This is a genomic window from Paenibacillus sp. sgz302114, assembly GCF_056120345.1.
Genome location: NZ_JBVYOI010000001.1, coordinates 385,035 through 404,121, shown reverse-complemented (window position 1 = coordinate 404,121; position 19,087 = coordinate 385,035). Strand labels below are relative to the sequence as shown.

Annotated in this window: 20 protein-coding genes and 1 tRNA gene; 3 read left to right on the top strand and 18 right to left on the bottom strand. The window is 52.5% G+C overall.

Translation table 11 applies throughout. From position 1 onward, the window contains the following. Window positions 1-75: 75 nt before the first annotated feature. The 9 genes from lonB to AC0LWF_RS01765 all read right to left on the bottom strand — a co-directional run bounded on the left by lonB (window position 76) and on the right by AC0LWF_RS01765 (window position 9,642). On the bottom strand, window positions 76-1,785 hold the full coding sequence (gene lonB / locus AC0LWF_RS01805) for an ATP-dependent protease LonB (RefSeq protein WP_474649860.1): 1,710 nt from the start codon (window positions 1,783-1,785) through the stop codon (window positions 76-78). A 141-nt stretch (window positions 1,786-1,926) separates the two neighbouring features. After that, complete coding sequence (gene ispG / locus AC0LWF_RS01800; RefSeq protein WP_090572836.1) at window positions 1,927-3,048, bottom strand: flavodoxin-dependent (E)-4-hydroxy-3-methylbut-2-enyl-diphosphate synthase; 1,122 nt, start codon at window positions 3,046-3,048, stop codon at window positions 1,927-1,929. Window positions 3,049-3,248: 200 nt separating this feature from the next. Next, the gene (clpX, locus tag AC0LWF_RS01795; RefSeq protein WP_090572835.1) at window positions 3,249-4,505 is read right to left on the bottom strand and encodes an ATP-dependent protease ATP-binding subunit ClpX; all 1,257 of its coding nucleotides are present in this window, start codon (window positions 4,503-4,505) and stop codon (window positions 3,249-3,251) included. A gap of 34 nt (window positions 4,506-4,539) precedes the next feature. After that, window positions 4,540-5,121: an ATP-dependent Clp endopeptidase proteolytic subunit ClpP gene (gene clpP, locus AC0LWF_RS01790; RefSeq protein ID WP_132484003.1), complete on the bottom strand. Its 582-nt coding sequence runs from the start codon at window positions 5,119-5,121 to the stop codon at window positions 4,540-4,542. Between the two features lie 196 nt (window positions 5,122-5,317). Beyond that, a complete protein-coding gene (tig, locus tag AC0LWF_RS01785) occupies window positions 5,318-6,616 on the bottom strand; it encodes a trigger factor (RefSeq protein WP_474649859.1) in 1,299 nt (432 codons plus the stop codon). A gap of 96 nt (window positions 6,617-6,712) precedes the next feature. Then, complete coding sequence (locus AC0LWF_RS01780; RefSeq protein WP_474649858.1) at window positions 6,713-7,600, bottom strand: hypothetical protein; 888 nt, start codon at window positions 7,598-7,600, stop codon at window positions 6,713-6,715. Between the two features lie 215 nt (window positions 7,601-7,815). Beyond that, window positions 7,816-8,166 (bottom strand): YolD-like family protein, encoded by a 351-nt coding sequence (locus AC0LWF_RS01775; RefSeq protein ID WP_474649857.1) that lies wholly within the window; start codon window positions 8,164-8,166, stop codon window positions 7,816-7,818. Window positions 8,167-8,186: 20 nt separating this feature from the next. Then, on the bottom strand, window positions 8,187-9,452 hold the full coding sequence (locus AC0LWF_RS01770) for a DNA polymerase IV (protein ID WP_474649856.1): 1,266 nt from the start codon (window positions 9,450-9,452) through the stop codon (window positions 8,187-8,189). Continuing rightward, window positions 9,442-9,642 (bottom strand): hypothetical protein, encoded by a 201-nt coding sequence (locus AC0LWF_RS01765; protein ID WP_474649855.1) that lies wholly within the window; start codon window positions 9,640-9,642, stop codon window positions 9,442-9,444. Before AC0LWF_RS01765 ends, AC0LWF_RS01770 begins: the two co-directional genes overlap by 11 nt. 156 nt (window positions 9,643-9,798) lie before the next feature. Here AC0LWF_RS01765 and AC0LWF_RS01760 point away from each other — a divergent pair. Then, window positions 9,799-9,875, top strand: a tRNA-Arg gene (locus AC0LWF_RS01760). A 117-nt stretch (window positions 9,876-9,992) separates the two neighbouring features. Here AC0LWF_RS01760 and AC0LWF_RS01755 read toward each other — a convergent pair. Genes AC0LWF_RS01755 through AC0LWF_RS01740 form a run of 4 tightly spaced genes read right to left on the bottom strand, consistent with a single transcriptional unit; the run spans window position 9,993 to window position 11,699 of the window. Beyond that, window positions 9,993-10,370, bottom strand: coding sequence for a LytTR family transcriptional regulator DNA-binding domain-containing protein (locus AC0LWF_RS01755; RefSeq protein WP_474649854.1), 378 nt, complete (start codon window positions 10,368-10,370; stop codon window positions 9,993-9,995). 12 nt (window positions 10,371-10,382) lie between these two features. Then, on the bottom strand, window positions 10,383-10,544 hold the full coding sequence (locus tag AC0LWF_RS01750; protein WP_474649853.1) for an AgrD family cyclic lactone autoinducer peptide: 162 nt from the start codon (window positions 10,542-10,544) through the stop codon (window positions 10,383-10,385). A 7-nt stretch (window positions 10,545-10,551) separates the two neighbouring features. Continuing rightward, a complete protein-coding gene (locus AC0LWF_RS01745; protein ID WP_474649852.1) occupies window positions 10,552-11,073 on the bottom strand; it encodes an accessory gene regulator B family protein in 522 nt (173 codons plus the stop codon). Further along, window positions 11,073-11,699 carry a hypothetical protein gene (locus AC0LWF_RS01740; protein ID WP_474649851.1) on the bottom strand — a complete coding sequence of 209 codons (627 nt, stop codon included), beginning with the start codon at window positions 11,697-11,699 and terminating at the stop codon, window positions 11,073-11,075. The genes AC0LWF_RS01745 and AC0LWF_RS01740 overlap by 1 nt, the downstream gene beginning before the upstream one ends. Before the next feature lie 281 nt (window positions 11,700-11,980). Here AC0LWF_RS01740 and AC0LWF_RS01735 point away from each other — a divergent pair, with 281 nt between their 5' ends. Then, window positions 11,981-12,859 (top strand): SDR family oxidoreductase, encoded by an 879-nt coding sequence (locus tag AC0LWF_RS01735; RefSeq protein WP_474649850.1) that lies wholly within the window; start codon window positions 11,981-11,983, stop codon window positions 12,857-12,859. 120 nt (window positions 12,860-12,979) lie between these two features. Here AC0LWF_RS01735 and AC0LWF_RS01730 read toward each other — a convergent pair whose 3' ends face one another. From AC0LWF_RS01730 to AC0LWF_RS01720, 3 genes are all read right to left on the bottom strand, one after another. Further along, on the bottom strand, window positions 12,980-14,311 hold the full coding sequence (locus AC0LWF_RS01730; protein WP_474649849.1) for a 5'-deoxyadenosine deaminase: 1,332 nt from the start codon (window positions 14,309-14,311) through the stop codon (window positions 12,980-12,982). A 101-nt stretch (window positions 14,312-14,412) separates the two neighbouring features. Then, entirely contained in the window at window positions 14,413-14,760 is a 348-nt protein-coding gene (locus AC0LWF_RS01725; RefSeq protein WP_474649848.1) for a hypothetical protein, read from the bottom strand. After that, a complete protein-coding gene (locus AC0LWF_RS01720) occupies window positions 14,757-15,110 on the bottom strand; it encodes a hypothetical protein (protein ID WP_474649847.1) in 354 nt (117 codons plus the stop codon). The genes AC0LWF_RS01725 and AC0LWF_RS01720 overlap by 4 nt, the downstream gene beginning before the upstream one ends. Window positions 15,111-15,234: 124 nt before the next feature. On the opposite strand from AC0LWF_RS01720, the gene asnB reads away from it, so the two are divergent. Then, the gene (gene asnB / locus AC0LWF_RS01715) at window positions 15,235-17,079 is read left to right on the top strand and encodes an asparagine synthase (glutamine-hydrolyzing) (RefSeq protein ID WP_474649846.1); all 1,845 of its coding nucleotides are present in this window, start codon (window positions 15,235-15,237) and stop codon (window positions 17,077-17,079) included. Between the two features lie 599 nt (window positions 17,080-17,678). Here asnB and rdgB read toward each other — a convergent pair. Both rdgB and rph read right to left on the bottom strand, forming a co-directional pair. Beyond that, window positions 17,679-18,323 carry an RdgB/HAM1 family non-canonical purine NTP pyrophosphatase gene (rdgB, locus tag AC0LWF_RS01710; RefSeq protein ID WP_474649845.1) on the bottom strand — a complete coding sequence of 215 codons (645 nt, stop codon included), beginning with the start codon at window positions 18,321-18,323 and terminating at the stop codon, window positions 17,679-17,681. Beyond that, window positions 18,320-19,066 (bottom strand): ribonuclease PH, encoded by a 747-nt coding sequence (gene rph / locus AC0LWF_RS01705; RefSeq protein WP_474649844.1) that lies wholly within the window; start codon window positions 19,064-19,066, stop codon window positions 18,320-18,322. Before rph ends, rdgB begins: the two co-directional genes overlap by 4 nt. Window positions 19,067-19,087 lie beyond the last annotated feature (21 nt).

Here is a 19,087-nt window from a genome sequence, read left to right as displayed (position 1 = left end):
TCTTGAAGCTTACGTCTCTAACTTAGAAGGCCGATTGTAAATCGGCCTAAAGTTTTAGAGCTTTTATCCATTTTATCACTGAGCGGAATCCGCCTGCAAATAGGGGAGGCTGCCCGCGATAAATACATCAGCAGCCGGCGATGGAATTGTAGCCTGAACATGTGCCTCTTCCACCCCAAATACGTGCTTAAACACTTCTTCAACATGGTCAACCGGAATTACTTGCACCCCTTGCAGCTCTGCGAAGATGGCCTGCCAGTTCTCGCGCGGAATAATGACCGTATCCGCTCCGGCTTGGAATGCCGCTTCAACTTTGGCAAGCACGCCGCCTACCGGCTTCACATTGCCGTGAATCCCCATCTCGCCTGTCATCGCAAGCTTATGGCTAATTGGAAAGCCTTTGATTGCCGAAGCGATTGCAGTCGCCATCGCAATGCCGGCGGAAGGACCGTCAATCGGAGTACCGCCCGGAAAATTAATATGCAAATCGTAATTTTCCGGCTTCATGCCCATCCGGCGCAGCACGGTCAACACGTTCTCGATCGAGCCTTTCGCCATGCTCTTGCGGCGAAGCGTTCTGCTGCTTCCTCCGCCAAGCTCTTCTTCATCGACGACACCAGTGATTGTATATACCCCTTTGCCTGCTCTTGCTCCGATCGCACTAACTTCGATCTCAAGCAGCGTGCCCATGTTCGGGCCATATACTGCCAGTCCGTTTACAAAGCCGACTTGAGGCGCAGCTGGCACTTTGCGATCTGGGCGAGGAGGAATTTGGCTGCTGTTGACCACCCATTCGATGTCCGATGCCGAGATCGCCTCGCGCTTCTCAGACAATGCAAGCCCTGCAGCCAGTTGAATAATATTGACGGCTTCGCGCCCGTTCGTCGCGTAGCGAGTAATCACGTCAATCGCTTCCTGTGAAGGAGGCAAACCAATCTTCTTCAGCGCATTCACGGCTATCTGCGAGATTTCATCCGGCAGCAGCGGACGGAAGTAAATTTCCATGCATCTGGAACGCAGCGCGGGCGGAAGCTCTTGCGGCGAACGCGTCGTCGCGCCTACGAGCCTGAAGTCAGCTGGAAGTCCATTCTGAAAAATATCATGGATGTACATCGGAATACTGTTATCCTCAGAATTGTAATAGGCACTCTCAAGATAGACTTTGCGGTCTTCAAGTACTTTTAACAATTTATTCATCTGTATCGGATGCAATTCACCAATTTCATCAATAAACAACATGCCGCCATGCGCCTTCGTCACAGCACCTGGTTTCGGTTGCGGAATGCCCGCAACTCCCATGGCGCCCGCCCCTTGATAGATAGGGTCATGCACCGATCCGATAAGCGGATCCGCGATACCGCGCTCGTCAAAGCGAGCGGTAGTCGCATCAATCTCCGTGAACTTCGCCTCTTGCAGAAACGGTGACGTCGGATTCTTCTTCGCTTCTTCCAGTACGACACGAGCAGCCGCAGTCTTACCGACACCCGGCGGCCCATAAATAATAACGTGCTGCGGATTCGCACTGCACATCGCAGCCTTCAGTGCGCGCAATCCATCCCTTTGTCCGACGATATCGTTAATCGTCTGAGGTCTCGTCTTCTCCGACAGCGGCTTAGTGAGTGATACGGAACGCAGCTTGCGCAGCTTATCCATCTCTTTACGCGACTCACGGTCTACGGCCGTCCGGTTCGTCTTCTGGTTACGTAACAGGTTCCAGAAATACAAACCGATGACAATAGCAAAAAACACTTGAATAAACATCAAAATCATACTTAAGTTACTCATAACGATTACTCCTCTCTAAAAAGAAAGAAACGGCGCTCTCGCCGCTTCCCCCAAAAAAAATCCGGCTTTATGGGGCTCATACTCTTCAGTATTGCCCCCCGCCGGATGGAATAATCGCACTATTCACGTAAAGTTTACTGTTTATGCCGTCACATGGGGCCCAGGCAGGTGCTTGCGCCCTGGAATTTCTCCCGTTGCTTCGAACACACGGACGATCTCGTCAATTTCCTTCTTCAGTTCGGAGAGAAGCTCAGCTTCAGGAACTTTACGGATCATCTCTCCGTATCGGAACAGCATCCCTTCGCCACGCGCTCCCGCGATACCGATATCCGCTTCGCGCGCTTCTCCTGGACCGTTCACGGCACAGCCAAGCACGGATACTTTAATCGGTACTTTGATCTTGCTAATATACTCTTCAACCTCGTTAGCAATCGAGAACAGATCGATATCAAGGCGTCCGCATGTCGGACAAGAGACGAGCGTCGCTGCATTCGTAATAAGACCGAACGTCTTCAGCAGCTCACGCGCTACCTTCACTTCTTCAACAGGGTCAGCGCTCAGGCTGATCCGCACCGTGTTGCCGATGCCCATTGCCAGCAACGCACCGATACCAGCGGAACTCTTGATCGTGCCTGTATGCAGCGTGCCCGCTTCCGTAATGCCTAGGTGCAGCGGATAACGAATCACTTCTGCCGCCATTCGGTATGCTTCGATCGCCATCGGCACATCGGACGCCTTCAGCGACACGATAATGTCGTGGAAGTCGAGTTCTTCAAGAATGCCGATATGGAACAAAGCGCTCTCTACCATCGCTTCTGGCGTTGGGTAACCGTACTTCTCGAGCAGGTGGTTTTCCAGCGAGCCGGCGTTTACGCCGATCCGGATTGGAATGTTCTTCTCTTTACAAGCTTTGACGACCGCTTCGACTTTCTCTCTACGGCCGATATTGCCCGGGTTGATCCGCACTTTATCGACGCCGTTCTCAATGGCAGCCAGCGCCAGACGGTAATCAAAATGAATATCCGCAACGAGCGGAATATGAATGCGTTTTTTAATTTCCTTGATCGCCTCGGCAGCTTCCTTGTTATTGACCGTTACCCGGACAACTTGGCAGCCAGCCTCTTCCAAACGCAGAATCTCAGCAACCGTTGCTTCAACGTCCGCTGTCTTCGTTGTACACATACTTTGAATAATGACTTCATCGCTGCCGCCAATGGTTAGCGGCCCGACTTTGACCGGCACCGTATCCTTACGCAAATACATCAGGTAACCTCTCCCATCAAGTGTAAACGGCTGTCGCCGTCCTAAGGCGGCAAAGCTAACGTTTCACGGTGAAATATAAGCCCAGTATAAGGTAAAACTTATACTTTCTTATATTTGAACGTCAAAGTCCACCTCTGCGGGTCGCCCTCGAATGGCAGGCGGCTACAGAGGTGGAAACATTTGAGGTGTTATTTATTGGATCAGGCGCTTTCTTCCTTCTTCTTGCCTTTCTTGGAAACAAGCTCCGGCATGATCCGGTCTTGAACGACCTTCTCGGTAATGGTGCAACTGCTTACATCGTCACGCGAAGGCACTTCATACATCACATCGAGCATGAGTCCTTCAATGATCGCACGCAAGCCGCGGGCACCAGTGTTACGCTTAATCGCTTCTTTGGCGATCGCATCAAGCGCACCAGCTTCAAACTCGAGCTTCACGTTATCCATCTCAAGCAGCTTCTGATACTGCTTCACAAGCGCATTCTTCGGCTCGGAGAGGATACGTACAAGCGCGCTCTCATCAAGCGGCTCAAGCGTCGAGATAACTGGCAAACGACCGACAAACTCAGGGATCAAACCGAATTTGAGCAAGTCTTCTGGCAATACCATCGACAAATATTCGCCCGCTTTCAGATCCTTCTGAGCGTCGCCCACTGCATTAAAGCCGATTACTTTCTTACCGATCCGGCGCTTAATGAGCTGCTCCAGTCCGTCAAATGCGCCACCGCAGATGAACAGAATGTTCGTCGTGTCAATTTGAATAAATTCTTGATGCGGGTGTTTACGTCCGCCTTGCGGTGGAACGGAAGCGACCGTGCCTTCAAGAATCTTCAGAAGCGCTTGCTGTACGCCTTCACCGGATACGTCGCGTGTAATCGACGGATTCTCGGATTTGCGCGCTACTTTATCGATCTCATCGATGTAGATGATGCCGCGCTCGGCTTTCTCCACATCGTAGTCTGCCGCTTGGATCAGCTTCAGCAAAATATTCTCAACGTCTTCACCGACATAGCCGGCTTCTGTAAGCGAAGTTGCATCCGCAATCGCAAACGGTACGTTCAGAATCTTCGCCATTGTCTGTGCAAGAAGCGTCTTACCTGAACCCGTAGGACCTACGAGCAAGATGTTCGACTTCTGCAACTCAACGTCCTCAAGCTTATTCTGCGAATTCACGCGCTTGTAGTGGTTATACACCGCTACAGACAACGACTTCTTCGCTTGCTCTTGGCCGATGACATATTGATCGAGAATCGCACGAATATCGCGCGGTTTCGGAATGTCCTTTAGGTCAAGCTCTTCTTCGTGACCGAGCTCTTCCTCAACGATTTCCGTACATAACTCGATACATTCATCACATATATAGACGCCAGGTCCGGCAACAAGCTTACGTACTTGATCCTGCGACTTGCCGCAGAACGAACACTTCAGCTGGCCTTTCTCGTCGTTGAATTTAAACATGAGTTTTCACCCCTTCTTGTTGGTTCGCTGTCAATTACAGAGACGTGACGACTTTATCGATCAAGCCGTAGTTCAACGCCTCTTCCGCGCTCATGAAGTTGTCGCGATCCGTGTCGCGATCGATACGTTCATAAGTCTGGCCTGTGCGTTCCACATAAATTTGGTTCAGCTTCTGCTTCGTCTTCAAGATCCAATCTGCATGAATCTTGATATCGGACGCTTGGCCGCGGACGCCTCCAAGAGGCTGGTGAATCATAACTTCAGCGTTAGGAAGCGCAAAGCGCTTACCCTTCGCTCCTGCAGTAAGCAGCAGCGAGCCCATGCTTGCAGCTAGACCGACGCAAATGGTCGATACATCCGGCTTAATAAACTGCATCGTATCATAAATACCCATACCCGCGGTGACAGAACCGCCCGGTGAGTTAATGTACAGATGAATGTCCTTCTCCGGATCATCGGCTGCGAGGAACAATAGCTGCGCGATGACGGCATTGGCAACATCGTCGTCGATCGCACTTCCTAGAAAAATAATCCGATCCTTCAATAAGCGGGAGTATATATCGTAAGAACGCTCTCCCCGATTCGTTTGCTCAACGACCATAGGCACCAGATTCATGCGACCAACCTTCTTTCGTTATCGATTCTTCTTACCTCATCCATTTTAACATGTTACGGAAGCAATGTCATTTTTCTAAGTACGGTTTAACACCGGGTAACTACATATGTACGTCTTAGGCTCCCATCGCATGCCAAAAAGCTGCGTTAGGATAAAATAAGGCACGTATGTACGTGCCTTATCGGTTCATTGATTATTAAGCTACAACAGCTTCCTTGCTATTCTCAAGCAAGAACTTGATTGTTTTGCGAAGTACGAGATCTTCTTTGATGTTGTCGAGGTTGCCGTTGTTTTCAAAGATCGAGCGAAGCTCTTCAGCTGGGCGACCGTATTGAACGGACAGCTTCTCAAGCTCTTCGTTCAGATCTTCTTCACCGGACGTGATGCCTTCGTTCTTCGCGATTTGCTCCAGAACGAGGTTGTTGCGAACGCGTTTTACGGCGTCAGCGTTCATTTGGCTGCGAAGCGCTGCTTCGTCTTGACCGGAGAACTGGTAGTACAGCTCCAGGTTCATGCCTTGCATGCGAAGACGGTTCTCGAAATCACGCAGCATGTAAGTTGTTTCGGATTCGATCATTGCATCAGGGATGTCGATTACTGCAGCTTCAGCCGCTTTGTCAACTACCGCTGTTTCGCGAGCCGCTTCGTTTTCTTTCACTTTGCGTTCAGCAAGCTTCTTTTGCAGGTCTTGCTTGTACTCTTCAAGCGTATCGAATTCGCTAACGTCTTTCGCGAACTCATCGTCAAGAGCCGGAAGGTTCTTGCGCTTGATTTCGTGTACTTTCACTTTGAATACCGCTGGCTTGCCAGCAAGGTGCTCTGCATGGTAGCTCTCTGGGAACGACACTTCAACATCCTTGAAGTCGCCAGTAGCCATGCCGATTACTTGCTCTTCAAAGCCTGGGATGAATTGGCCGGAACCAAGCTCCAGGGAGTGACGCTCAGCTTGGCCGCCTTCGAACGCTACGCCGTCTACATAGCCGTCAAAGTCGATTACTGCTGTGTCGCCGTTCTCTGCAGCGCCTTCTTCGATAACAGTCAGCTCAGCGTGACGCTGTTGCAAACGGTTCAGTTCAGCTGCGATTTCCTCTTCTGTAACTTCTGCGTTTACAGCCGGTACTTCAATGCCTTTGTACTCGCCAAGCTCAACTTCAGGCTTCACAGTTACTTTCGCTGTGTACTTGAATGTTTTGCCTTTGCCGAATTGTTGAACGTCGATGTCAGGACGGTCTACTGGGAATACGCCAGTTTCTTTCACTGCTGCTGCATATGTGTCAGGAAGCAGGATGTCGATCGCATCTTGATACAGGCTTTCTACACCGAAACGGGATTCGAAGATTGCACGAGGCACTTTACCTTTACGGAAGCCTGGTACGTTTACTTTCTGAACGACTTTCTTGAATGCTTTGTCGATCGCTTCCGTAACTTGTCCAACTTCAACCTCTACGTTGATGGAGACAAGATTCTTGTCTATTTTTTCCCAAGTTGCTGTCATGTTATGCTTTCCCCTCCAAATTAAATAACACATCAATCTGTGTCAGATGTTTCACTGTAATAAACCATTCTATTATACTCAACAATCGGAGTAAGATCAAGACTGGCTGCCATGCTCGTTTTTAAATTGTACTATTTGGCGCAACGATCGGCAAGCCTGCTCATACCTGAAACGCAGCGCATCTGTAATGCCGTAAGCGTCCCTGACGTCGTCGTCATCCACCCTGCCATATAATGACAGTTCAAGCACTTGATGGAGCGCTGCTGAATAGCAGTCCACCGTGTCATCATCATCATTCAGTAGACGAGTATAGGCCGCTGTGCCATAGAGGCATTGCAGACACTCTTTCCACAGCTCACGGGCAAAATGAGGCAGCGACGCGTCCACCACTTCTGTTACCGATTCTACCCGTTCTACGACTCTTATAACCACTGGCGGAAAATCATCCATCGAAAGCGGCGTCGTTTCGATGTCAATCTCTACCATTTCACCGAGCCGTTCGAGCTTGATCGACCCCACTGCACCAAGCTTCTTCAGCGATTGCAACGCCTTGAACTGCAACGCCGGGTGGACCTCAGCGCTTGTCAGCCAAGTAACAATCGTCTGTTCCACAAGCGGATGCTGCAAATAAGCGGCACGTTCGAGCGCGAGGATCTGCTGATCTGCCACCGGATGATGCTGCATGATGTAGAGCACCTGCTGCACGAAGGCTTCATCGTAGTTGCCTGAGCTCAGGATATCTCGCCGCAGCGCCTCTTCATCCTTGCCGTCCTCGCTTCCATCTGCAAGCGTATGTATGTCATTACCAGTCGTCTCGATGGCCGGAAATGCGACATCCAGCCACGTTAATAAATTGTTCCACTCCTCGTAATGACGCTTCTCTTCCCCCTGACAATTCAGCAGGAAACGAAGAAGCTCCTTCGCTTCGCCATAGCGCTCGGATTCGAGCATGCGCGTCAGCTGATTCTGATATTGATCGAGCATATTGGGAAACAGATATACGTTCTCTTTGTTGTCACCTTGCATATTAGTGGGAGTTGTAATAAAATCACCGCCTTGTTCGAAACTGATTATATCACCCCTTTCTGTATATTTCCATTTGATACGCAACCAGTCTATTTACAGCTAAACAAGCCGCCTTGGCGCGTGGTGCTTCACGGCTGTGCAGCGGCTTGTATATCTATAATTTCTATACCCTCTCAGTCGCCTTCAGCTTCAGCAAGCACTGCCCCTTCAATGTCGCGGAAGAGGAACCATTCGCCGTCCACCATAAACCGCCCGCCAAGCTGATCCATCCGCTCCACAACGCCCTCGATGCACGTTTCCTCGAACGGATCGAACATACGGATCATAATAAGCCTGTGAAGCTGCAGCGAAGTGCTGAACGCCATTGCAATCTCTGACCACTCCGCTTCGTCGATATGTTTGCGGTCCCGGCGTCTTAGCTCCCTCTGATGCTCATTCTGCGCCAATTTATGCTCCGGCAGCATCATCCGGCTGTCCTCCCACAGCCAGTTGCCGCCTGCCGCCAGCTTCTTGGTATCACCCATACATCAATACGCCTCCTAGCCTACTTGTAATGCCCGCCAATCTTCATGGCCCGGTCCTGCGCTTGCCCCGCAGCCGTCTTGGAAACGGCGCGCATAATAATGGCATCGCCGTACTTATCCTTCAGCCGGTCCATCGCCGCTTCTAATGCGCCTAGCCGCTCTCGATTGTCATCCATGACAAGCTGGTACTGCTCATCGGACTGAAAGCCCGTTACCGATACGCCAACCCGCCGCACCGGAAGCCCATCCCAGTGCCTGTCGAACAGCGACATCGCATTGTAATAAAGATCATTCGTCACATGCGACGGATACGGCATTGTCATCTGCCGGCTGAAGCCTGTCGGTCGGTCGAAGTCCGCCCCTTGGCAGCCGACCGACAGCGTCCGCCCCATCTTGCCGATCGAGCGGCAGCGACGCGCCACGAGCTCGCACAGCTCAAGCACGATGACCTTGAGCTCATCGCGCGTTCCGTAATCCCGCGGCAGCGTCATCATATGGCCGACCGACTTCTCGCCCATGTGCGTCCCCGGCTTCACCGGCGAGTCGTCGATGCCGTTGGCGATCCGCCAGCACACCTCCGCTTGCACGTCGCTGTTCTTGCCGAAGCGCTGCCGCATCCGCAGCTTGAGCTGCGAGAGCGGCGTCTGCGCCAGGTCGCCGATTGTGTGGATCCCCATTCGCTGAAAATGCGCCGTCATGCGGCTGCCGACCATGAACATCTTGCCCACAGGCAGCCGCCATAGCGAATCCGCCAGCTCCTCCCGCTGGAGCACGTAGATGCCGGAGGCATTCTTCTTGGCGAAATTGTCGCAAGCCTGCTTCGCAAGCACCTTCGAGTCGGAAATGCCGATTCGCGTATAGACGCCCACCGATTCCTGCACATGGAGCTGAATCGTCCGCGCCAGCGTCTCGGCATCGCCGCCGTACTTGTGCAAGGAACCCGTCACATCAATGAACTGCTCGTCGATGGAATAAGCTTCAACAAGGTCGCTGTAGCTCTCATAAATCTCGGAAATGCGCATGCTGTATTCGATGTAGCGCTGCATGGAAGGCTTAATAATGACCAGATCCCGGCATTTGCCGAGCGCTTCGCCGAGACGCTCCGCCGTAGTGACGCCATATTTCTTGGCGATCGGACAGGCCGCCAGAATGATGCCAGAGCGCCGCTCGGGATCGCCCGCCACAGCGACCGGCTTCCCTTCCAGCTCTGGATTAAGTGCCTTCTCCACGCTGGCGTAGAAGCTTTGGCAGTCCACCAGGAAGATCGTTCGCGGTTTAGCCGACACGGTGCTTCACCGGATCCACTGCCAATATCCCTTCTATGCGAAAGACGCGCGGAGCGTTTGCCGCCATACAATGTGCCCGAACGAACGGCCCGCTGACCGCCTGCACCTTAATTCTCCTCTTGCTGAGCTTGCCCGCACGATCCTCATAAATAATATCAACGACACACCCGACATATTTTGCAATTCGCATGTTGCCATCGCCTCCTATATACGAACGTATATTCTCATTATATGACGCGAATGCACGTTCGTATACAGACTTTTATTTCCAGATGATGGAGAGGGAAACTTTTTTCTGCTTAACACTTGCCAAATCCATAAACTACATGTTATTATAGTTCTCGTTGTCCCAGTAGCTCAGTTGGATAGAGCACACGCCTTCTAAGCGTGTTGTCGGGGGTTCGAATCCCTCCTGGGACGCCATTTAATTACGACACGTTAAGTTTGATGAAATAATGAAAGCCTCGAAGCCCTTGATATTGGGATTCGAGGCTTTTTTGTTGTCTCGCTGCTTCACAAAAAAATAGCCGCACAAGGCGACTATAACGTAACGATACTCGGATTGAGCTTCTTTAGACGTTCAATTTTTTTGCGATTCCCTTGAGAAAAAGTGCAAAATTTTGATTTTTCTGTTACTTCCGATGAGAAATAAGCAACACTTCGAACGGAGTCAACGCATATTATTTTGGATACATTTACGATAATATTGCGATCTACGGTTTCAAACGGGAATCCATACGTATAGTTGAGGGCATTTTGCCAATAAGCAAGAGTCCCTGTCATATACAATATTTGCGTCTCCGTATGAACCTCGTTGATTCTCTTTCGGCTAAAAAAATGGATAAACCACACATCATTAACATCCAAATTAATGATTCCGGACTTCCCTTTTAAATCCTCGGTAACAGATAGGTACACATCGTCCACCCCCTATAGAAGCTCGTCAGGCGTCTCTTCTTGGTGAACGAATAACCAACTTGCGGGAGCTACCTCATCCGCTATTGCATGGAGTACCGTGGCTACTACATATGTAGCTGCTGTTACCAATACCATTTCTTTAGCAGAAATTTTCTTAAGCACATTCTTCAACATGTCCTCATCACCTCCTTATCTTAATAATCAGCAATGTAAGAGACTGGGTTAAGAAAGTAGCTGCGATGATCGAATCTCCTATTAAAAAATTCAAAGCGACCAGTATAACGGATCCGACTTTCAACACCATATTGGATGTCGGCGTTTGTTTCTTGCGCTTGTGGTAATAGGCTGGAGCAAGCATCCCAATTAGCACAAGACTAATACAATTAATAACAAAGGCAACACTGCTGCTCAGTGAAACAAATGACAATAGGTTCGCACCGATCGAGGTAACCGAAATACAAGAAAAACTTGATTTGAGATGTATTCCACCAGACATCCGCCTAAGTAATGCGAATGCACATAAGACAACTACCGTTTCATGAATCTTTCCTGTAAATATGGATATGACGAGAGCGAGACCTATTGATAATATCGTGTTGATCAAGAAAGAAATGGAGTACTTCAGCACATTTTCGCTGGTCGGATGATCCGGAACTCTCGCTTTTATCTTTGAGGCTATCCTGCCTGATACGTATGAAACCACTAGGAAGCTGCCTCCTTATTTATTGCGTAGTAGAGAAACAGTAACATGGATACGAGAAAACTGAGCATAATCATAAATGCGTCCTTATAGTAAATCAGCAAAGTCAGTAACGATAACATAACTCCGATAAAACCGATGACTATCGTTTTTTCGAATTTCAACCGCAGCCGGTCAAACTCAAAAGAAAAGCCGTAACCGAATTGATAGAGCATCCACCCGATGTAAGTCCCGGATATGCCGGTTAAGGTCTGCAGCATATACCCTCTGAGCGGCATATGTTGAACCGCATCGATTGAAAGGTAACCGTTGGATGCTAGTACGATTGAGACTTGAAGCAGTCCGAACGCAAAAAATCCGGATACGCCAGTTATAACCGCCCAAACAATTGGCACTCTAACGATGGTAGCCATAAATAAAATGATAAAAATAATATTAGTGGTAGGGGCTATGAACGATAGTGATGTATCCTCGCGAATCGCATAGCTCTGTAGGTTTGCAAGAGTCATCACGATTAGCACCGGCAGTATATACCTCTTCAAGTCCAAACGGTAGATATATAGCGTGAGCGCGAATGCAGAAACTCCCTCGATTGTCGAGAAAACCATGAATAGTAAAAATTCTTTCACTCTTTCACCACCCAGTATGACGTTCCTATAAATATATTATCTCTGGTAATCATACCCTTGTAAACGAGTTTCTCCATATTTCTCCTTTTCGCGACACCTTCCACATATATCCAAATTATCGCTTTTAATGGTAGTTAAGTTTGAAGCTTAAAACGCATAAGAAAATAAAGACCATCTACTGCCCCCGCGAAATGCTCGGGACGGCGGGAGGTCTTTTTCGATAGGTGTAAAATGGCCCCTTTTTAGGCAACCTATCTCCGTGAAAGGAGTGGTTAACAGCAATGACATCACAGAACAACGGGCAAACGAAGCCCAGCTCGTTCCCGCCGCAGCACCAGAATCAACAGCCCGGAATCGAGAGCGAAATGACGCCAAGACCGATGTTTGATTGCCCGAACTATAAACCAGCAGGAAAGCTTGCAGGCAAAGTTGCCATTATAACAGGCGGGGACAGCGGCATCGGCCGGGCTGTCTCGCTTATCTATGCGAAGGAAGGCGCCGACGTAGCGATTGTTTATTTGAGCGAGGACGGCGACGCGAATGAGATAAAAGGTCGGATCGAAGCGCTGGGCAGGCGCTGCATTACGATTGCCGGAGATATCGGCGATCCCGAGTTCTGCAAGAAAGCGATCTACGACACGACATCGCAGCTCGGAGGGCTGGACATCGTCGTTAACAATGCGGCGGAGCAGCATCCGCAGGAGAGCCTCGAGCTCATAACGCCGCAGCAGCTCGAGCGCACGTTCAAGACGAACGTGTTCGGCATGTTCTATATGACGCAAGCAGCGATGCCGCATCTGAAATCAGGATCGGTCATCATCAACACCTCCTCCATTACGGCGTACAAAGGCAGCAAGGACCTGCTCGACTATTCGTCGACGAAAGGCGCGCAAGTAGCGTTCACCCGCTCCCTCGCGATGAATTTGGCGAGCCAGGGCATTCGCGTGAACGCCGTGGCGCCCGGGCCGATCTGGACACCGCTCATCCCTTCGACGTTCGACGAGCAGAAGGTCGCCAAGTTCGGGGCGGACACCCCGATGAAACGGGCCGGCCAGCCGGAGGAGCTCGCTCCCGCCTATGTTTACCTGGCGTGTGAGGACTCGTCCTACATGAGTGGACAGGTGCTGCATGTGAACGGCGGGGAAATCGTGAACGGTTAATTAGCACTAACTCCAAACTCAAAAAGCCAGCTCGCAGACTCTCGAAACCGTTCGAGGACTGGGCTGGCTTTCTTTTTTACCACCATCATTTTTCCTACCATCATTTTCCCTAACGCAGCATTAGATCCGTTTCAACAAGCGGGAAATCGAGCGGTCTGCCTCCCTAAGCACGAGCCGCTTGTCTACGGTTTTCACTTTGCCTCGGTCGACGACGAGCTTGCCATCCACCCAAACATGCGACACATTGCCTCTGGATGCGGCGTACACCACTCTGGAATACGGGTCGGCATCATACGAAGGAAAGGTGTGAAAATCATTCAAGTCCAACAGCACGAGGTCCGCCTTCTTCCCTACTTCAACGCTCCCGATCAGATGGTCGAGCCCAAGCGTCCGTGCCCCGCCAATCGTTGCCATGCGGAGCACCGTCCGCGCGTTCATCGATTCCGCTCCGCAGCGCACCTTGTGCAGCAGCGCGGTCAGCTTCATCTCTTGGAACATATCAAGCGTATTGTTGCACGGAGCGCCATCCGCGCCGATGCCGATGCCGACTCCTTGCTCCAGCAACTCAGGCACTAAGGCAATGCCGGAGGAGAGCTTCAGGTTGGAGCCGGGGCAATGGGTCATTTTCGTACCGGTACGCTTCAGAATCTCCCGTTCTTGCTCATCTAGCCAAATGCAGTGGGCAAGCACGAGCCGCGGCGAGGTCAGGCCAATATGGTCGAGATAGACGATGTTGCGCATCCCCCGTTGGGACATGACAAGCTCAATCTCCTCGCGGTTCTCGGCAGCATGCGTATGGACGAGAACGTTATATTTCGCCGACAGGTCTCGAACCTCCATGAGCAGCCTCTCCGAGCAGGACACCACAAAACGCGGACAATATGCATAGCTAATACGCCCGCCGTCATGACCGTGCCAGCGCTCAAGCAGCGCCGTGCTCTCCGCAATCGAGCGGTCCGTATCCTCCTGCAGCCCGATCGGCACATCGCCACCCGCATCCATCATTACTTTGCCGGAGATCGCCCGAATACCGCTCGCTGCCATCGCCTGAAATGCGGAATCGGTATGGCTCACCGTCTCCATATCGAGAATCGTTGTCGTCCCGCTGCGAAGCAGCTCGCCAATGCCGAGCATCGCCGAATAGTATACCGACTCCTCGTCATGCGCTGCTTCCAGCGGCCACACGCGCGTGCGGAGCCAGTCCATCAGCGCCATATCGTCGGCCTGGCCGCGAAATAGGGTCTGGCACAGATGGATATGCGTCTGCACGAATCCGGGCAGAAGCAGCTTGCCTTTTGCTTCGATAAGGGTCGTCGATTCCGCATCATAGTCCGTCACTTGGCCGCCGACCGCGACAATGACATCATCCCGAATGAGAACATCGCCAACAACAAGGTCATCCTGCTCGTTCATGGTGACAATAGTTGCATTTCGCAGTAAAGTCGCTGTCATTCGCAATCGCCTGCCTCCTTCATACCGCATTCACGCGTAAATATGTCAGATATGCTAACATTGTAACACGTACACCAGACGAGCAGGAATATTTTACAAAATTAGGACCAATCCATCAGCCTGCCAATATCTACACGAATGCCAGGAAACGAAAGCACCTGCTCCTTGAACGTCTCCCGCTCCCCCCAATCCGTCTTCATTGTCGGCGTATCGAACAGCTCGTCGCTCACATCGGCGAACGCACTGTGCATGCTGTTGTCGTACCAGTCGATCTCAGTCTTCGCATCGTTCTGGATGATGCTGACCATATCATAATCGTTATCCCGCGACGCGCCGAAATAAACAAGCAGCTCCGGCGTGCTTGCATCATTCGTATGTACTTCCACCTCGCAGGCGCGGAGCCCGTTACGGTCTATGGCGCGCCTAACATGAGCATCCGTCACAATCATTCGAGTCTCCCCTCTGGAAACAAGCCCATCGCCCTGATATGCTGTTTCGTCTCCTCTGTGCCGAGCTCGCTCAGAAGCCGGTAAATATCGACAAGCAGGCCGTCTACGCCAGCATTGATTTGCCGGTCCGACGCCGAACTGAACGGAGTGCTCGCAAAATGAAACACCTGCCGCTCATCATTTGTCGCATATTCCTCCATTAACTCTTGCAAACGGTTCAATTCCTCTTCATTTGCTGTAATTGCCAATTCATATGCGGTAGCGCCTGGATCTTCCAATATCGAGCCCGCCTGTACGGACACATAATACGGTTTGCGTGCGTAATATGACTCATCGTAGTCATTTGCCATTATGGAAAACACCCTCCTTCTATCGCTCTAGCATCCCCCTTCGGACAGACATTTTATCCATATTTTTCGCATAACCATCTTAGTACGCTATTTTTAGCCCCTGCATACGAAAGGAATGAGAACCATGTGTGGATTCACGGGCTGGATCGATTGGACCGAGGACCTGACGAAACAATCCATTACTCTGGAGAAAATGACCAGAACGCTCGCTAACCGCGGCCCGGACGCCTCCGGTACCTGGATCTCGCCGCATTGCGCGCTTGGCCACCGCCGCCTCTCCGTCATTGACCCTGCAAACGGAGCGCAGCCGATGGTACGCACCTCTGAAGACGATACTTACGTCCTTGTGTATAACGGAGAATTGTATAATGCGCCTGAGCTGAAAAGGGAACTCGAGGGCCGGGGCAGACACTTCACTACGACATGCGACACGGAAGTACTGCTCGTCGCTTATATGGAGTGGGGACCGTCTTGTGTGGAGAAATTCAACGGCATCTTCGCTTTTGCGCTGTGGGATTCGCGGGAGCAGCAGTTGTTCATTGCGCGGGACCGGCTAGGCGTGAAGCCGTTCTTCTTCGCGAAGCAGCTAGGACGGTTTATATTCGGCTCGGAGCCTAAGGCCCTGCTGGCACACCCTGCCGTGAAGCCTGAGGTCGGACCCGAAGGCTTGGCGGAAATCTTCATCGTCGGACCTGCGCGAACGCCAGGGGTTGGCGTATATCGGGATTTATCCGAGCTGAAGCCAGGACAATGCGCGATCGTTAACCGCTCCGGCGTGAAGGTGAGCGCTTATTGGGAATTGCAAAGCAAGCCCCATACGGAGTCGGTCGACGAGACGGCGAAGACAGTCGGCGATTTGCTGAAAGATACGGTCGAGCGGCAGCTGGTCTCTGACGTTCCGCTCTGTACGCTGCTCTCGGGCGGCCTGGATTCGAGCGCGCTCACAACGCTTGCCGTGAACTATTACAACGAGACTGGGCAAGGCAATGTCCATACGTTCTCGGTCGATTACGTCGATAACGATAAGCATTTCAAGGCGCATGCATTCCAGCCAAACGCCGATGCACCTTGGATCGAACGGATGTCCACCCACCTCGGCACCAACCATCACTCGATGGTATTCGATACGCCCGAGCTCGTCACCACGCTGCGCGAGGCGATGTTAGCGCGGGATATGCCAGGCATGGCGGATGTTGATGCGTCGCTGCTGCTCTTCTGCCGGGAGATCAAGAAGGAAGCGACGGTTGCGATATCCGGAGAAGCGGCGGATGAAATTTTCGGCGGCTATCCGTGGTTCCATCGCGAGGAAGCGCTGAACGCCGGTACTTTCCCTTGGTCGCTGGCGGCAGGCATGCGCGCCGACCTGCTCTCGCAGGATGTAGCGGCGTGGATTCGCCCGCTTGAGTATATTCGTGATCGGTATAGCGATGCGATTGCAGAAGTGCCGCATCTGGACGGTGAAGACGAAGCCGCTCGCAAAATGAGACAGATGTCGTATCTCAACATTACGCGCTTCATGCCAACGCTGCTCGACCGCAAAGACCGGATGAGCATGGCCGTTGGGCTCGAGGTGCGCGTCCCTTATTGCGATCACCGACTCGTCGAGTACGTGTACAATATTCCGTGGGAGATCAAGATCGCAGGCGACCGGGAAAAAGGCATCCTTCGCAAGGCGCTCGAGGGCGTCCTGCCGAACGACGTGCTGTACCGTAAGAAAAGTCCGTATCCGAAGACGCATAATCCGAACTATTTGAACGCGGTGCGCAAGCAGGTGCTTGAATTGATCAATGAAGGCACCTCCCCGCTGCTGCCTTTGATTAATGTGAAGAAGATTCGCGAGCTCGCCGAATCGGAAGCCGCCAGCTCGAACCTCCCATGGTTCGGCCAGCTCATGAGCGGCCCTCAGCTGTTCGCGTATCTGCTCCAAGTCGATATGTGGCTGCGGGAGTATAAGGTGGTTATAAGGTAGTAGCGGTGGTGGTGCAGGTCGCTGGTTGGCTGGGATTGGGACCGGGAAGAACGAGTGAAGCAGAGGGAAGCCGAATGAGACCGAGTGAAACCGAGTGCAGCCACGTGCGGCCGAGGGAAACCGAGTGAAGACCGAGTGCAGCCACGTGCGGCCGAGGGAAACCGAGTGAGGGACCGAGAGCGGCTGGTCCTCTCTCGGTTTTTTTGTGTTCGCGGCTGGAGCGAGCGGTTGGGATATTCCCTCTCTCGGCTCGCGAATTTGGCCGATTTGATGGTGAGAGCGGGTTTTCCCGCTCTCGGCGAATTAGAGAAGGTACTGAGAGAACATATGCGTGCTCTCAGCACTCGTTCGGCGCGGAATCCGCGCCGAGAGATCGTATTTGACCTCTCGCGCTGAAATACCGGTAGAGCGACGGTTTGTTGAGTGCCTGAGAGATCCCATTTGATCTCTCAGCATCAGTTTCGGCGTGGAATCCATGCCGAGAGATCGTAGTGGGCCTCTCGCGCAGAAATTCAGCGGAAGCGCAGCCTCACAGCAGACAAACATAAAAAGAGCAGAGAAGCCGCCCAGCGGCCTCCCTGCTCTTTGCTATTCCGCGCCTAGCGCGCGAGCTTCTCCAACAACGCGGCAAGCGCGGCGCCGCGGTGGCTGATCGCTTGCTTCTCCTCGGTCGATAGCTCCGCCATCGACTTGCCGAGCCCGTTGAGCCAGAACAGCGGGTCATAGCCGAAGCCGCCTTCACCGCGCGGCTGCTCCATAATAAAGCCCGCGGCGTAGCCCTCGCTCTCCACGAACGCGCGCTCCGCCGGATCGTACAGCGCGAGCGCGCATACGAACCGTGCTTCGCTGAGCAGCTTCGTGCCGTCCGCGAGCGGCGCCAGGCCCTCACTCGCGCCAGCTTCGCCCAGTGCAGCCAGCTCGCGCAGCAGCTTCTCATTGTTGCGCGCATCGGTCGCGCCTTCGCCCGAGTACCGGGCCGAATAGACGCCCGGCTCGCCGCCGAGCCGCGCAACCTCAAGCCCGGAATCGTCGGCCAGCACCGGCAGGCCGAGCGCTTCCGCTACTTCCTTCGCCTTCTTGCGGGCATTATCCGCGAAGGTGACGCCATCCTCAACGACATCCGGCAAGCCCGGATAGTCGAACATGCTCACGACACGCATGCCCAGCTTCTCGAACGCATGCGCAAATTCCTTCACCTTGCCGGCATTCTTCGTCGCGACGACGACCGTATCGCCCGGCTTCATACGCGAGCCGTCCCGATCCGGCTGCCCATCTCGCCAAGCACCTCGCGCTGCTTTTCAATCAAGCTCGCAATGCCCGCTTCCGCGCTCGCCAGCAGCTCATTTAGCTCGTCGCGCGAGAATGGCGCTTCTTCTCCCGTGCCCTGCACTTCAACGAACTTGCGGGCGCCAGTCATTACAACGTTCATATCGACCTTCGCCTTCGAATCCTCGTCGTAGTTCAGGTCGAGCAAGGTACGCTCGCCAATAACGCCGACGCTCACCGAAGCGAGGTAATCCGTAATCGGATATTTCGCAAACGCATTGGACCGATCTATCTTATGAATCGCCAGCGCAAGTGCCACGAACGCACCGGTGATGGAAGTCGTACGCGTGCCGCCATCTGCCTGCAGCACATCGCAGTCGAGTGTAAGCGTGCGCTCGCCGAGCGCCTGCAAATCAACGACCGAGCGCAATGCGCGGCCGATCAGCCGTTGAATTTCCATCGTGCGGCCCGTCAGCTTGCCTTTGGCTGATTCACGCTGGTTACGCACCTGCGTGGCCCGCGGCAGCATCGAATACTCCGCGTTAATCCAACCTTTGCCTTGCCCCTTCATAAAATGCGGCACGCGCTCCTCGACCGAAGCCGTACACAGCACCTGCGTATCACCAAAAGCAATAAGGACGGAGCCTTCTGCGTGTTTATTAGGATGTAGCGTAATTGTGACCGGCCGAAGCTCAGCTGCCTGTCGTCCATCAATTCTCATCGTATGTAAGCCTCCATCTGT

Bases quoted from the DNA above. Each gene is read 5' to 3' on its own strand.
- AC0LWF_RS01725 (WP_474649848.1), bottom strand. From the start codon at position 14,760: ATGATTGTGACGGATGCTCATGTTAGGCGCGCCATAGACCGTAACGGG.
- AC0LWF_RS01735 (WP_474649850.1), top strand. From the start codon at position 11,981: ATGACATCACAGAACAACGGGCAAACGAAGCCCAGCTCGTTCCCGCCG.
- lonB (WP_474649860.1), bottom strand. From the start codon at position 1,785: ATGAGTAACTTAAGTATGATTTTGATGTTTATTCAAGTGTTTTTTGCT.
- clpP (WP_132484003.1), bottom strand. From the start codon at position 5,121: ATGAATCTGGTGCCTATGGTCGTTGAGCAAACGAATCGGGGAGAGCGT.
- ispG (WP_090572836.1), bottom strand. From the start codon at position 3,048: ATGTATTTGCGTAAGGATACGGTGCCGGTCAAAGTCGGGCCGCTAACC.
- AC0LWF_RS01780 (WP_474649858.1), bottom strand. From the start codon at position 7,600: ATGCTCGATCAATATCAGAATCAGCTGACGCGCATGCTCGAATCCGAG.
- clpX (WP_090572835.1), bottom strand. From the start codon at position 4,505: ATGTTTAAATTCAACGACGAGAAAGGCCAGCTGAAGTGTTCGTTCTGC.
- tig (WP_474649859.1), bottom strand. From the start codon at position 6,616: ATGACAGCAACTTGGGAAAAAATAGACAAGAATCTTGTCTCCATCAAC.
- AC0LWF_RS01750 (WP_474649853.1), bottom strand. From the start codon at position 10,544: ATGTTGAAGAATGTGCTTAAGAAAATTTCTGCTAAAGAAATGGTATTG.
- AC0LWF_RS01775 (WP_474649857.1), bottom strand. From the start codon at position 8,166: ATGGGTGATACCAAGAAGCTGGCGGCAGGCGGCAACTGGCTGTGGGAG.
- asnB (WP_474649846.1), top strand. From the start codon at position 15,235: ATGTGTGGATTCACGGGCTGGATCGATTGGACCGAGGACCTGACGAAA.
- AC0LWF_RS01720 (WP_474649847.1), bottom strand. From the start codon at position 15,110: ATGGCAAATGACTACGATGAGTCATATTACGCACGCAAACCGTATTAT.
- rph (WP_474649844.1), bottom strand. From the start codon at position 19,066: ATGAGAATTGATGGACGACAGGCAGCTGAGCTTCGGCCGGTCACAATT.
- AC0LWF_RS01730 (WP_474649849.1), bottom strand. From the start codon at position 14,311: ATGACAGCGACTTTACTGCGAAATGCAACTATTGTCACCATGAACGAG.
- rdgB (WP_474649845.1), bottom strand. From the start codon at position 18,323: ATGAAGCCGGGCGATACGGTCGTCGTCGCGACGAAGAATGCCGGCAAG.
- AC0LWF_RS01765 (WP_474649855.1), bottom strand. From the start codon at position 9,642: ATGCGAATTGCAAAATATGTCGGGTGTGTCGTTGATATTATTTATGAG.